The following is a 15,102-nucleotide window of genomic DNA, read 5'->3' as shown; positions in this document are numbered from 1 at the left end:
GCCGTTCCTCACGCTGCCTGGACGTATTTCGGAAGGGTGAGCTGCGTCTTGTTCAGCGTCACCGGCGGACGCGTCACCACCTGCCCGTCGGCAAGGTAGTAGACGATCTCCACCGAATAGGCCTTCGGCGCAGCCGCATCGACCTGATGCCGGAATTCCTGCGGCGTCGCATCGGTGAAGCTGAACGTCTCCTGGACATCGACGCCGCGCGCCGGATCGGAATAGGCGACATTGGCTTCGACCACGGGCGTCTGCACGAAGTCGATCATGCGCGGCAGGATCGATGCGACGACCTCGGGAACGAGCAGCTTCTGCACCGTGACCTTGGTATCCGGCGAGGTCTCCTCGGCGCGCTCGACCACCTTGCCGTCGGCGCAGTTGTAGGTGACCTTGACCTTGAAGTCCTTCTTCGCCGGGTTCTTCAGCGGCACCGCCCAACTCTGCTTCTCGTTGGCCGTGAGCGCAAAGGTTTCGCTCTCGTGGATGTTGTTGGCGTCGTCGTCGTAGCGCAGCCCAACCTCGACCACCGGTGTGACCGTGAAATCGAGCATCATCGGCAGAACGTCGACGACCAGCTCCGGCGGTTCGGTCGCGGTGACCTGGACCGTGCTGTCGCCGTCGCCGGTCAGCCAGCCGCTCTGCTCGCTCGAACCGTCCTTGAACGTCGTCACCACCTGGTACTCGAACTTGCGCGAAGCCCCGCTCGCCAGATAGACGGCGAACTGCTTGAACTCTTCCAGCGACTTGAGCTGGTAGAAGGCTTCCGCCGCGACACCGTTGCGCTGGTCGGCATAGCGCACGGTGACCACCGACTGCACGACCTGGGCCCAGCTCCGGCCGCTTGGAACCAAAAGCACGTCGAGCCGGTTTTCGGAGCGCGGCTCGTTGACGAGCACGGCATCGCCGGTCGTTTCAAGCCAGTCGCCGACGATGGTCTGGCCGTTCTTCAGGAAGAAGGTCGGCCGGTAGCGCACCGGCTTGCCGCGCGGCTTGAAGATCCAGTTCGTGAAGCGCTGTTCGGCAGCCGACGCATCGAGCTTCATCATGGTGCCGATCTTGGCGACGCCGCGCGAGGTGTCCTCGTACTCCACCTCGACCTGTACGCTCTTGGTGACGGTGTCGAAGCTGATGTCGCCGACCCGGAAGGCCACGTCGATCTTGCCGGGAGGAGTTACGCTGAGGCTCAGCCGATTGCTGGCCTTGGTTTCCCACGCGCTCCATTCGCTCGGCTCATGGCCGCGATAGCCGACGCGCCAGCGGCAGCGATACTCGCGCTTCGCCCCGATCAGGCTGGGGTCCCAGGCGAACTCCTTCTTGTCCTTGGTGAATATGGCCGACGTCGCCTTGGTGACCGGTTGGCCGTTCTCGTCCGTGCCGCGATAGTCGATCTCGGCCTCGACGAAATCGATCGGGTCCTTTTCCCAGTCGATGCCGAAGACCCAGGCCTTGAGGTCGAGCGTCTGGAAGAACGGATCGTCGAGATCGATCTTGCGCACATACTGGCGCACTTCTTCTGGCGACAGGCCGTGCAGGAACGCCTGCAGCGTGCCCTGCGGGTTGATGTCCTGCTTGCGCGTGCTGGCCAGCGTCTCCTTGTGGGTGAAGGTGGTGAAGTCCACGCTCATCTCGGATTTCAGATAGTAGATGTCGCTGTCGCGGTTGACGAACTCGCGGGTCGGGTCGTCGGCGGCAGGCACCGGCGGCGCCTTCTTGTCGGCGAGCCTTTCGGTCAGCGCCTGCTGGACGCTTTTCATCGCATCCGAGCGCATCTGGTTGACGAGGTCGTCGGGCACATCTGGCCAGCCGACGTCGATCTTCATTTCAACAAGGCCGGACGAGATCGCCATCTCCATGTTCTGTTCGGAATGGGACACGGTGTCCTCGTCGCAGCCACCGCCTTCGTAGTCGTGGAAGATGCCTTTCACCGCCGCGTAGAGATTGCGCGTGTTGGCGCTGGCGACGACGCTGACCGGCGGGACACGCGCCACGAATTTCAGATTGTAGGTGACCTGAATCGGCGTGAGGTTGGTCGCACCCGTTCCCTGCGGATCGACCAGCGTCTGCACCATGAACGCGGCACCCGCCGTCGTCAGGTCGAGATTGGCGGAAGCGACGTTCGTGCCGACCAGCGAAACCTTGCCTTCCGCCAGCCTGTTCGAGACGAGATGCTCGCTCTGCGGCGCGGAAACCTTGAAGGTGCCTTCGACCCATGTCGGGCTGGCAAGGATGACCTTCGGCGGCTGGTCGCCGGGAGGGGCTTCGGGACCTTCCGGCCCGAGGCCAAGCAGCACATCGTTCACGCCCAGCGAAACGGAGGTGCTCAGGCGCGGCAGGTTGTGGCTGCTGGTGATGCGGTAGCCCTGCACGCTCTTGCCGGCCTGCTCGGCCAGTCGCTTCAGTTCATGCCAGAGCTGGTCGACGTCCTTCTGGAGCTGTTCCTTGATGGCCTTTTCGTGGTCCGGCTCGACCCGCATCTCGACATCGAGCACCATGTAGCCGCCGCCGCGCGGCAGGTCGGGATTCTCTTCCCTGTCCTGGTCGCCGAAGGCATAGGAGACCAGCAGGAACACCGGCTTGCCGGTGTCGTCCTTGCGGATCGTCACATAGTTCGGGACCAGGTAGAATTTCCAGAAGATGGTGTCGTCCTGATAGACGGTGACGCGCTGCTCGTGGAAGGTGCGCCATTCGGGAAGTTTCAGCATAGGTGCGTCCTCCTGGACAGGGTTGAATGAAATCTCATGCGGAAGGGCGATAGGCGGGCACGACGACCCTCGGCGTCGTGCTGGGAACCCACTCGCCCGCCTTCTGCGTTCCATCGGCAAGGAAGTAGCTGGTGCGGCTGCGAAAGCCGGTGACGCGCGCATCCCGCGTCGCGACGACCCAGTTCGCCATCGGCTGGTCCACCGTCATGGTGATGGAGTGGTTGAGGTCGACGCCGTTCGCCGGGTCCTGGTAGTTGAGGTCCACCGCCACGATCGGCGTGGTAGCGAAATCCACCAGTTGCGCCATGACCTGGACCCTGAGCTCACCGGCGCTGACCGCACGGTAGGCGGGAAGCACGATGACCGGATCGGTTTCCTTGCGCTCCGGCAGCTCGACCGGATCGCGGCCGGTCGGGAAATGCGTGACGCGATAGCGGAAGGCGACGGCAGCGCCGTCGGCTGCCTCGACATGCCAGCTCTGTGCCTTGCTGTCCCGGAACACCAGCGTTTCGCTGGCGCCGCCCGGCACGTCGTGGACGATGGTGACCTCGGTCAACGGGCAATCCGTGAAGTCCAGCGCATCGGCCACCACGGCAACCGTGATGCCGGACCGCTGGATGCGGATGGGAAGCACGGGATCGCCGGGATTGTCCTGCCAGTCCTGCTTGACCAGATCGCCATTGGCGAACGAGGCCGTCCACCGGTAGCGATAGTTGCGCCGCGCCCGGTTGCGCAGGTAGACGCTCCACGTGGCGAAGGCATCCAGCGTCTTCAGCGTGAAGGTGTCATGGATGGAGACGGCATTCGACGGGTCCTCATAGGCAAGGTCGACCATGACCGCGACGAGATCCGGCCAGCCATTGCCGGAGGGCAGGAGGCTGACATCAAGGACCGCCTCGCTCGGCTGGTTGACGACGAGCTGCCGTCCCTGGATCGGCATCCATTCGCCGCCTTCGATGACATCGCCGGACTGGAGGTCGAAGCGAACCTTGGCCATGACCGGGCCGGTCTGCGCGGCATCGATGCGCCGGCTATAGTTTGCCGCCTGCTTGACGTCGGAAAGGATGATGACCGCTTCCTCGCGTGGAACGCCGGAAGCCGCGTCCTCATAGGCAAGGCTGACCTGGACGCCGCGCACCAGCTTCTCGTAGTCGACGGAGCCGGAGACGACGTCTATCTCGATCAGGCCGGGCGACTCGATGGAGATCGGCACGCGCGGCGCATGCGTCGTGGTCCATTCGCTGAACGGGCCGATCCGCCCTCCGGGCAGCACGACGCGCTGGCGCCAACGGTAGTCGCGCATGCCGCCGACCACGGCGGTCTTCCATGTCTGCGGGGACGCATCGGCGAAGCTGAGCACCGTACCGGCTGCGTGCGGCCGGCCGTTCTCGTCGGTCGATTCGTAGGCGAGTTCGACCTCGACATGGTCGAGCCGAGAGAAATCCGCGAACACCTGGATGGCGGTCTCGATGGTCGCAAAGAACGGATCGTTGAGGCGCAGCTTGCGCACATGCCGCTTGCGGGCAGCCAGGTTACCCGGCAAAAGCGTCTGCATGGTGCCGCGCGGATGGATGGTCCACGGCACGACGCTGCTCTGCTCGAGGTCGAGCCTGATCGACATGGTCTGCTGGTTGATGTCCTTGCGCACCAGTTTGCGCCGCCCGAGTATCCGGTACTTGAGCGGCGGCATGACCAGCCGTCCGTCACTGGACCGGCGCGGCGCGGGAGCGGGCTGGGCGGCGCCTTCGCCTTCGGCATTGAAGAAACTGTGCTGGACGAGCTGCTTGACGAGGTCGAATGCGTAGGCGCGCAGCTCGGCGATGACTTCTTCGGGAAGCGACCCCGAGCCCGTATCGATCTGCACGGTGACCGCGCCGGAGAGCGTCAGCGATTCGGTGTCGACGTCCGCATTGGAATAGTCGTAGCCGGTGCAGGCGTCGACGTTGCGGCCGCGGAACTGCTCCTCGATATATTTGTGCATCCGCTCGGCATTCACTTCGAGATGGATGCGCGCAGGCGGCAGCCGCGCCCAGAAACGCAGGTCATAGGCGATCTGGATCGGCGTTTCGTCGGCGGCGTCTCCGTCGGCAAGCAGCGTCTGCTCCATGAAGCTTGCGCCGGCGGGCGAGAGATCCATCGAGAAACTGGCGATGTTGCCTGCCAGGAGCGACGGTTCGGACTCCGCCACCCGCGCTTCGATCAGCTGCGCGCTTTGCGGCGCGTCCATCGTCACCATGCCCTCGGTCCAGGTCGGCGTGACAAGCTGGATGGTGGGCGGTTCGGTGGTGCCGGCGACGCCGGTCCGCGCCTGCTCCTGTGCTGTCCCTGCCTTGAGCCGGTTCCATTCGGCTGCGACGCGGGGAGAAAGCGCTGCGCGCACGGCGGCGATTTCTTCCTGGGTCGGCTCGAACGTGGTGTCGAACGACAGGTAGCCGCCGCCGGACGGCAGGTCGGGATGCGCGGCGCGTTCCTCGTCGGACAGCGCGTAGGACAACAGCAGGAAGACCGGGTCGCCCGTCTCGTCCAGCCTGAGGCGCGGTGCGTCGGCAACGGGATAGAAGCGATAGAATTCCGTGTCGTCGGCAAAGACCGTGACGTTGCCGATACGCTCGATGGCCGGGATCATCAGCATGGCGTCATTCCTTCAGCGCTGGTTGCGGTCATGCTCATGCGTCCACCCCTGCCGGTTGCAGGACTATGCGCAGTTCCGGTGCCTGGCCGCGCAACCAGTCGCCGCTGACCAGAGGCAGCGTGGTGCCGTCCGGCAGGCGCGGAATGTGCTGCACCCGGTACTGGTAGGAGAGCGGGTCGAAGCGCGAGCTTCGCCAGCATGGCCAGTCGAACACCTCGCCGGCGTCGAGCGAAAACGAGCGCTTGCGCCCGGTCGGGTCGGCAAGGGTGATTGCGGCATAGGCGGCGTTGCCGATGCTCGCCGGATCGAGCGAAACGCGAATTGTTTCGGGATCGAGAACCTCAAGCATCTCGGGCCGGACAAGCAGCGAGCCATGCGCCGCGCCTTCGTGGAGGGTCACGCTCGGGCCGCCGGCTTCATCCTTGTACGCGACGGCGCTGATGGCCGGTGTACCGGACTGCGTTTCCCACGCCAGCATGGCCTCGGGCGCGTCGTGGGTCAGGCTGGCAACGCAAAGCAGCGTGTCGCCGTCGGCAACTTTCACCTCGATACGCGCGGCGCGGTCGAACAGGGCGGGCATCACCGAGACGGCAAGCGTGTCGAAACCGGCGTCGGCGGCCGTCCATGCAATCGCGGTGCCTGCCTTGAGCGGACGGCGGCCAAGCGGCCGTGGCAAAGCGGGGACCTTTCCCGCCAGCGGCGACAGCGTGGCGGACACATGCGCCGACACCTGAAACGTCTCGGTCAACGCCGGATAGGAGACGTTGAAGCGCTGGAAGGCAGGCGTCGGCGGATAAACGAAACTGCGCTGTTGCGGTACGCCGCCCGGTCCGCTGGCGAGCACGTCAATCTGCACCCGCCGCACGAAGCGGGGGTCGAGCCCGACCGGGCCGATCAACGCCACGGGAACCGTCGCAAACGGGGCAATCGCCGAAAAGGCGGGGAAGAAAGCCTGGCGGTCTTCCGACGGAAGATCGCGGAGGAGGCTGCGCAACGACCAGCGCCCCTGCCAGACGCGCGAGGTGCGGCGAGGAACCGAGAGGTCCCAGCTACGCTTGCCCTCCACTGCGATCTCGTCGCGCCACCGGTAGCGTGGGACGGCCCAGCTATCGTCAGTCGCAACGGCGGCAAGGAGATCGTCGCGCATCGCCAGCGCCAAACAGCGGCGCAGCACCGTGTCGTCGGCGACAACCTCGCTGCCCAGTTGCTCGCAGCGGAACGGCGAATGCGCGCCGGAGACAGCCGAAAGGATTGCCGCCTCGACAGCATCTTGAGCGACGCCTTCGGCCAGCAGGGAGGAAGGGGCGCTCGCCCGCAAAAGCGCGGCGACCTGCGCCAACTCAGCGCTGACCAGGACCGGCAAGGGTTGTTCCAGCCCCTCGTAGCGAGCCTCGACCTCCACCTCGATGTCGCCGGCATCCGATGACAGAAGCGCATCGAGCATTTGCGCCGTATTGGCGTCGAAGAGGTGATCCTCGACCAGCAAGGTGCGAGTGGAGAGCCCCACCTCGCTCCACGGCCCCAAGGGACCGTCGTCGGAGAGGCCAGGGACATGGCTTCTCAGGCGTGCCCGCGCCGCGCTGAACCCGGCAAGTCGCAGATCCCAGCCATCGGTTGCGGCCGCGCCCATCAGGTCGGGATCGAGCGTGGCGAAGTCGAGTTCGAGATGCATCATGCCGCCGGCAGCGCCGATGGTCGTGTCCCGGAAGCGGCTGAGCGCGAAGCGCGGCGTGCCGTCGGCTTCCCGTACGGGTGCGAGCCCGCGCGGCAGCACATGCAGGAGGCGCACAGCCTCGTGATCGGGGAAACCTTCTCCCGGCAGGATCGGCGCAAGCGGCGGTGGGTCGATGAACATGATCACGTCACGCCCCCGCCGGAACGATTGCGAGAACGCCCGCGCCGGACCCTTCGATCCACGCGCCGATGCTGCCGGTGACGTCTGCGCTGGCGCCGAGAAGATTGGTGACGCGGTAGGAATAGCGTTCGGAATCCGGCTGCTTCAAAAGCCAGCCGAGGATAGGCAGCCTGAGGTCGATTTCGTCGGCCGGGCCTGCCGCGTCGAGGACGACGGTGGCGTCGTCGGCAAACTCCACCAGCACGGCGGTCAGCGCCTGCGCATCCCCCGGCATGACCTGGCCGAAATAGATCGGATCGACGGAGAGCGAGATCCTGAAGATCTTGCTGGCGTAACCCTTGTTGACCATCATCTTCGGCAGCAGGGCCGGCAGGTCGGGATCGATCGTCATGCGCAGGACAGGGTCGATGTCGGTGACGACGAGGCCGGGCGGATCGAGCCGGTAGTCGATATCGGCCAGAGCACCGGATGCAATTTGCAAGCCGGGTGCCGTCTCGGGAAATGCGAAGCCCGTCCCTGCCGGGGTTGCCAGGAACTCGCCGATCCTGAGCGGGCTTTCGATCCGGTTGCGCAAGGTTATGCGCACGCGCCCGTCGCTGACCGGCCCGCGGTAGCTGCGCTCGACAATGGTGCCGTTGGCATCGTGCAACGACAGGCGGATCGGGATCGACGTGTCGGCCTGTCCGGGCAGCGACGCCTTGACCTGTCCGGTCAGCCCGCCGGTTTGCAAGGCGGCGATGACGGCCGCCAGCGCTTCCGGCGTCAGCTGCACCTCGTCGACGATGCCGTCGTCGAGGCTGATGGTCGCGTCAGGCCGCTCGACATCGACAAATGCCGATCCGGCCGCGTCGGGCAGCCTGAGCCGCAGCGTGGCCTGCTCGGGAACGAGCGCCGAAAGCACGGCACTGCCGCCGGCAGCTTGCAGCGATTGCCTGAGCCGCGCCAGCACGACGCGGTCGAGATAGGGAACGGCGCGATAGGCCAGATGCGCCCGGTAGAGGATCGCGCCGTCGCCCGAATCGGGAGCCTGCACCACGTCGAAGAAGGCGATGTTGAGCGCCGGCAGATATGGCGCCTCGTCGCGGCGCGGGATGCGGAATTCCTGCGGCTCGTAATAGTAGTGATTGGGGAAGGCCGAGTCCTGATAGTAGACCACCGGCGGGCGTCCCTCGCCGGCATCGAACTCCGCCCGCAAAAGCACGTGCGTCATGACGGGGCGCAGGTCTCCCGGCACGTCGAACATATAGGCGTTGAGCCCGACATCGAAGCCGAACGGGACCGACTGCACGGCCTCGGCGTTGATCCTTATCAGCGCCGGCCTGCCCTTCCTGTCGATAATGGCGCGGATCGGCAGCACGCGCTTGCGATCGACCAGAAGATCGCTGACCTGCACCGCTTCCGTCAGCTCGGGGCGAAAGGCCCCGTGCAGGGCGCGGCGGGAGGCGACGGGCGTCAATTCGCTGACGGGACGATCGGCAAGGACGGACAGCGGCGTGCCGACGTCGCGCAGCATCATGGCGGTGTCGAACGTGCGCACCGCCCTCAAGCGCATCGGCGCCGCGTCAAGGATCAGGGGAGACACCGGCTCCGTCAGCACGGTGCGACGAAAATCCGGCCTCAGCTCGCGCACCGGCGGCCTGCGCCGGGGCGGCCTTTGCGGTTCGACCTGGACCAGCGGCGGCGGCTTCACCATATGGGTCAGCAACACGCCACGGTCGTTCAGGAGGCTCATCTGGTCGAGCAGGCCGACGCGGTCGGGGATGACCTGCCGCCATGTCCGCCGGCCGATGGTCGCAAAGCACCGCAATTCCAGCCTGCCCTTTGCCGCAGGGTCTGTCATGGCCGACCACAGCCGGTCGAACTCGGCCTTGGTGTTGACGTCGAGCGCAAGCTGCGATGCCTGTTCGTCGACACGGTTGACGGCCCCAACCGGGATCGAAAGCCAGCTCTCGCCGGCATCCCCGCCGGCGCTTCCGACCGGCACGGCGTAGACCAGCCGGGCGGAAACCTCATGCGCGATTTCTTCGATAGACCCCCCTGCCGGAGCCGCTGGCAGGGTCCGCGAAAGACCGATCACAAGCCGGGCAATCGCGCCGCCGGGCTCGGTGTTTTCCAGCCATTTCAGGCTTGTTGCGTAGCGGCCAGCCGTTTCCTGCAACGTGTAGGTTGGAAGCGCGAAGCTGCGCGCCGACCCGTCCGAAGCCGGATAGGCGACGCCTGCCTCAAGCGTACCGGAGGGGCTCAGCGCAAGCGCATCGTCCTGCGTCTCTTCGACATGGGGAAGCGGGAACGGCAGCGGCTTGAAGGGGCGCACCGCGTCCTTCAATGTCTTGACCGACATATCCTTGCTGATGACGTATAGCTCGTCCGCCCGGGGCATTGATCAGCGTCTCCATCGCCGTCGAATGACCGACCATGGCTGCTATCGGGCGTGCCCACCGTGATCTAGCTCACAGTATCAAGGTTAACGGGCGACGATTTACGCCGGACGGGTTATCCTCGGCGTTCATCATCTTGAAAGACAGGGGTTCATACAGGGCGATGACGGCTTGTCTCGCAGGGTCATCGTCTGGCAATGTTACCTTGGGTCAGCTCCTGCCTTGCCAGGTTCCGGCTCCATCGTCAGGAAGGATCGCCCCTGTCATGGGCAAGAAGAATTTCGTTGCCGACAAGATTGTCTGGCTGGATTCCCACCGGCCGGCATCGAGGCGTGCAAGCATGACGAAACAGAACCGCCCGGTCGAAGCAGCCGGCACGTTCGACCAGAGTTTTTCCGACCGCGACCTGTTCGAGCTTCTGTTCGACAATTGCGTTGCCGACCGTGTGCCGGCCGGCCGGCACCTGTTCCTGCAGGAAGACCGTTCCGACCGCATCTTCGGCCTCGTCGATGGCTCGGTGGAAATCTCGATCTATTCGATCGACGGCCAGAAGCTCGTCGCCAACATGCAGACGCCGCCCAACATCATCGGCGAGATCGGCGCACTCGACGGCGGCCTGCGCACCGCAACCGCGATCTGCCGCACCGATTGCATGATCGTCTCGCTGGACCGCACGCAGTTGCTGCGGCGTATCGAGGAAAGCCCGATTCTCGCCCGCTCGATGCTGCGCCTGATCTGCCGGCGGGTGCGCTGGGTAAGCGAATCGCTCGGCGACCAGGCATTCCTGAACGTCGAGGTGCGGCTCGCCAAGCGCCTGTTGCTGCTCGACCGGCTTCTGGCCGACGAAGCCGGCTGGATCGCCATTTCACAAAGCGAGATCGCCGAGTTCCTCGGCGCGACGCGTGAATCGGTCAACAAGCTCATCAACGCCTGGCGAAGCCGTTCGCTGATCGACATCAAGCGGGGCCGCATCAAGGTCGCCAACGCGCGCAGCCTGCGCCAGATGGCGACAGACGAAGGCTGACGAAACGCCCAATCTGTTGTTTGACCGCTTTTCCGCACGCAAGACCGCTGCACACTTTTGCTGGAAATGCTCTAGGGTCAGGCCCTAGGCCATCCGGGACAGCATGTAGCGCAGGGCCGATTTGCTCGGCAAAAAGAAATAGCCGCCGCCGCGCGTCGTGATGAAGGACGGCATGCCCTGCAATGCGAGCGAGCCTTCCCATCTGGGAATCGCGAACCTGCCGACCGGGTCGCCGGCCTCGTCCACCGTCTGGCTGCCGATCAGCGGGTCCTTCTCGCCGCGCAGTCCGTGAAAGCTCCCCGATGCCATCCAGGTTTGCTGGATGAACTCGTACTGGCGCTCGATGCTGGCGTTGACGCACATGAACAGCAGCCCTTTCTCGGCCTGCCCGCCTTCGCCGGCGGCGGAATAGGTCCGCCCCACCCGCAGGATGCGATGGCGCTTGGTGATGCGGATCTGCGTGTCGAGATCCGGGCTCAGCGATGCGCGCGGATTTGAGCGGCGCACATGCGCGCCAAGCGGGCATCGAAGACCTTGCGGGTCTTCCGCGCCGAAGGTGAACTGATTGTCGGGAATGCCGCCGCCGGGCCGGTGCGGATTGCGGATCAGCGACGAGCCGTCCTTCCAGCGCCCGACGATGCGCGCCGCCACCCAGTCGGGCGTCACCGCATCGCGCGTCAGCTTCGAGACATCGTTCGCGGCGCTGCGGCAATACTCATTGAAACGTTCGACATGCTGCTGAAGCTGCCGCACGACGACGAAGGTGCCGTTGCGTCCGAAATCATGCTGCTTCGAAGCCCCTGCCGCTATGCTGCCGTCAGGCCCGATGGCGCGCAGGATGCCGAGCGGATCGGCCTCTCCCGGCACGGTCGGCGTCGGCGGATAAAAGCCATGCTCGTCGCGGTAGCCGAACAGGAATTCGCCGGGATTGAGCAGATGCATCGAATTGGCCGGACCGCTTGATTCCCGCCCGCTGCCGCGGATGATAGGTTGCGAGATGCCGTCGGCGAAACCGAACTGGTCCTGCGCCTTGGCGCGGCGGCCATCGGCATTTCCTGAAGGCGCGGGAAGGATCGAAAGATCGAGCTTGTGGACGATGGCAACGCCGGTATCGTCCGACACCTGTTCCAGCGCCCGCACCATTTCCGCCAGAAGCTCGGGCGTATCGGCATAGCAGTTGACGATCACATCGACCGGATTTTGGCCCGAGCCCCACAGCCACGCCTCGGGGTCGTTCGATCCTGAATCGTCAAGGATGCGGCTGCGATAAGGGTTCGACATGCCTTGCCTGAACGCCAGCGGAAAGCTGGCGAGCGGGTCGCCGCCACCGGCTTCGTCCAGCCCAAGACGATTGAGACCATCTGGTCCGAACAGTGCGATCATGGCGCTGTGGGCCGGCGGGCTGTCGCCGAAGGACAGGTTCTTCGCGACGTAGCTGAGCCATTGCCTGCGCCGGGCTGCGTCGAGACTGTCCGGTATGTGGAAGGCCAGCATCCGGGCCTTGGCAAGACTCCCCATCGGCCCGAACACGATCGACTGGATTTCGCCTTGCTCCAGCATCTCGGACGGAGCCTCGTCCGGCAGCAGCAGCCGTTGCACGGCGTTGAGCTTGGTCCACGGCTGGCGCTCGGTGGAGGAGAACAGGCTCACCCAGTCGCGCGCCTCGCTCAGCCTTGCCGAGCAGATGCCTTGCCGGATCAGCGCATTGGTGCGGATGTGGGCGGTGGAAAGGTGCGGGTAGGCGCTGTACCAGAAGTCCGTCGGCACCTGCTGCGTCCGTGCCCAGCGCTTGAAGCGGTCGCCGTCGCGGGCTCCGTGGAAGAACAGGAACTTCGTCGATGGAAAGCCCTCCGTGTTACTCCACACGCCGGTCAGGCCTTTCGAGGCCTTGGTGATGAAGTCCTCCAGGTAGCTTTCCCAGCTGCCGCCGTAGTTGCTGAAGAACACGAGCCTGTTGGTGCCGGGAATGCAGACCCAGCGCGCGAAATGAATGGTGCCGATGCTGGACAGGAACCCCGGCCTGAAGATGTGGGTGGCGGCAATCGAGATGACGTAGAAGGTGAAGCGCAACAAGACGCGGCGGAAGCGCCCTTCCTTCAGCGTCGAGACGGCGGTCATGTGGTTTTGCAGGCCGCGATCCTCGCATTTCTGCAACGCCACCAGGCGCTCGAGCGAAATGGAATCGGGCGATGGCGCCGATGCCTTCTCGATCCTGCGCAGACAGATAAGCGCCAGCCCGACGGCGAATGACAGCAAGGTCAGGATGCCGAGGCCGGAAAGCACCAAGGCGGTGCCGAGGCGCAGCAAAAACTGCGGCCATGTTTCGGTCGGGTAGAACAGGAGATAGTAGGTCAGTGCCCAGCACAGTGCATAGAAGATGCCGGCGGTAAGATAGACGGGCTTTGCCAGCAGCGTTCGCCTCAGCGCGCTCCAGCCTCCTTTGGGCGGATCGTCCAGCGCGTTCGCCGCCGGAATGAATGTCCAGTCGAACGACCTGTCCAGCCTGAGCCTGTCGCGCACTTCCTGCAGGACAGAAGCGGCATCGCTGCCGGGTTTGGCCGAATGCTCCTCGACAACGCGCATCGCGGTCTTGGCCAGCCGATCCTCGCGCAGGATGCGGTCGACGGTGTGGCCGGGCGTGCCGCTGAACACCAGCCCGTTGAGACTGCCGAAATAGGGCGAAACGTCCTGCGCGTGCCTGTCCATGAACTTGACGAGATCGACCCCGAGCGGATCGGCCGAGGCGTCCTCGAGGATTTGCCGCGCCTCGACGCCGAGCGCCCGGTCGAATGCGGCAAGAACGCTGTGCCGGTTGCCGTCGCCGCTCATTTCGATGATGAGATGATGGCGCGGCTTCCCATCGGCATGCTCGCCGGTTTCAAGGATCGACAGGGTCGCGAAATGAACGGTGCGGACGGCATCGAACTTTTGCCTGACCTCGGCGCTGGACGGATTGCCGAGCGCTTCGATCTGCTCGCGCACCGCATCCTTTTCCACTCCGGGCCTGACCGGCACGATCACGGTGACCAGCGACTGCTGGCCGGCCGGGTCGAACTCGACCATGAGCTTTTCCGGATAAGGGCCCAGCCGTTCGAGCTTGCCTTTCCGGCCCGCCGCGCGGCGGAAACCGGGTCTCGAAAACAATGCGCGAAAGCACTCCGCCGTTTGCACGCGCGCCAGCATCGCGCCGATGCACTTATGGATGCCGTGGCCGAAAATCAGCGATTGCTGGTCAGGACGGTCCGGCCTGAAATCCCACGGGTCCTTCACCGCCCGCTTGTCGAACATCGCCGAACGCGTCGCCGGCCAGATAACCGTGTCGGCCTTGATCGCATAGGGCTTGCCTGCGCCCGCCCCGATTTTCTGCTCGTTGCGCGCATAGCGCCAGGGGCTGATCCAGATCGGCTTGAACCGCATCGCCTCGACGATGGCCCTGTCCAGCCTGTTGCCGTCATTGTCGGCAATCGCTCCCGCCACCTCGTCGAAAATCTCCGGGCGGGAAAGCACGACATCGAGACAATTGCCGCCGCCAAGCAGCGTCGTCGGCCCAAAGCCGGTAATCATGCCGAGCATGATGGCGTGGATGTCGCCCCGGCCGATGCGCTCTTGCTGCATTGCCCCGACCAGCCGGTCGAGCGGCCTGTCCTGAAGCGCGCCGCTGGCAAGCACCGCGTCGATCGACTGGTCGATTGCCGCACGCATGTTGCGGGATGCCGAGATCGCCAGTTGCCGAGCCGTCTCATTGGCTGTCGGATCGCCGAAGAACAGCGTGCTGAGCGCAAGGCCCCAGTCGGCGAAGGCGCCTTCGTCGTCGACTTTCACGCCGTAATATTCGCGGCAGATGGTCGAAGACACGATGCGGAAAAGATCGTGCGCGGCGTTGAGTTGCGTATCGGCGGCGTCGACGATTTCCTTGGCGCGCCGCGCCGCAATGGAGCGCACGCGCGCTTCGACCTCCAGCGGCGGAAAAGCGCCGAGCACGACCGACTTCAGCCGCCTGTAGTCCTCGCCATCCGCCATCCCGAGAATGAAGTTCGCGCCGCCGGCGAACTCGATCATTTCGGGTCCGTAAGGAGTTTCGAAGTCGGCCTGCCGCTCCAGCACTTCGCGCACGTCGCTGTCGCGCGTCAAAAGCAGGAACCGCCCGCAGCGCGCGCGCGGCAGAACTGTCCTGAACAGCGAAAGCCACCAGTCGGGGTATTCGAACAGATATCCCACCGCGCGCGCCAGAAACCCTTTCGAGCGCATTCGCTCGAGGTCGAAGGCCGGAACCTCGGCATCGATGGGAAGCGAGGCCTGAACCTCCTTGATGCGCTCAAAATATTTCGGGCTGCACTTGAACACTATCGACGCCCCTCCGGACTGAATGTTCTAGGTCGTGAACTCATAAATCTGGTCGAAATGGTGTGAGGCCATCTGTTCGGATACGCGGAGAAAGAGCGCTGGAAATGTCATTCATTTTCAAGCTCTTTCGACAAAGTAGCCGGGCAGATGGACCACATCGCCCTTCG

At 64.8% G+C, this 15,102-nt stretch carries 6 protein-coding genes; 1 reads left to right on the top strand and 5 read right to left on the bottom strand.

What is annotated here, in order from left to right; all coding sequences use genetic code 11:
• Positions 1–8: 8 nt before the first annotated feature.
• The 4 genes from ASD50_RS09165 to ASD50_RS09150 are packed head-to-tail and all read right to left on the bottom strand — an operon-like array spanning position 9 to position 9,569.
• Positions 9–2,702 carry a hypothetical protein gene (locus ASD50_RS09165; RefSeq protein WP_056239408.1) on the bottom strand — a complete coding sequence of 898 codons (2,694 nt, stop codon included), beginning with the start codon at positions 2,700–2,702 and terminating at the stop codon, positions 9–11.
• A 34-nt stretch (positions 2,703–2,736) separates the two neighbouring features.
• Positions 2,737–5,334 carry a hypothetical protein gene (locus tag ASD50_RS09160; protein ID WP_056239405.1) on the bottom strand — a complete coding sequence of 866 codons (2,598 nt, stop codon included), beginning with the start codon at positions 5,332–5,334 and terminating at the stop codon, positions 2,737–2,739.
• A gap of 34 nt (positions 5,335–5,368) precedes the next feature.
• Positions 5,369–7,195, bottom strand: a complete 1,827-nt coding sequence (locus ASD50_RS09155; RefSeq protein WP_056239403.1) for a hypothetical protein — start codon at positions 7,193–7,195, stop codon at positions 5,369–5,371.
• 1 nt (position 7,196) lies between these two features.
• Complete coding sequence (locus tag ASD50_RS09150) at positions 7,197–9,569, bottom strand: hypothetical protein (RefSeq protein WP_056239400.1); 2,373 nt, start codon at positions 9,567–9,569, stop codon at positions 7,197–7,199.
• Between the two features lie 263 nt (positions 9,570–9,832).
• On the opposite strand from ASD50_RS09150, the gene ASD50_RS09145 reads away from it, so the two are divergent.
• Complete coding sequence (locus tag ASD50_RS09145; RefSeq protein WP_056239397.1) at positions 9,833–10,591, top strand: Crp/Fnr family transcriptional regulator; 759 nt, start codon at positions 9,833–9,835, stop codon at positions 10,589–10,591.
• 84 nt (positions 10,592–10,675) lie between these two features.
• Here the strand turns inward: ASD50_RS09145 and ASD50_RS09140 are convergent, their stop codons facing one another.
• Positions 10,676–14,935, bottom strand: coding sequence for a cytochrome P450 (locus ASD50_RS09140; protein WP_244484470.1), 4,260 nt, complete (start codon positions 14,933–14,935; stop codon positions 10,676–10,678).
• Between the last annotated feature and the right edge of the window lie 167 nt (positions 14,936–15,102).

Origin of the sequence: Mesorhizobium sp. Root552 (assembly GCF_001427285.1) — a bacterium.
Lineage (GTDB): Bacteria > Pseudomonadota > Alphaproteobacteria > Rhizobiales > Rhizobiaceae > Mesorhizobium.
The sequence above is the reverse complement of the archived record's forward strand: the minus strand, read 5'-3'. Positions and strand labels throughout refer to the sequence as shown.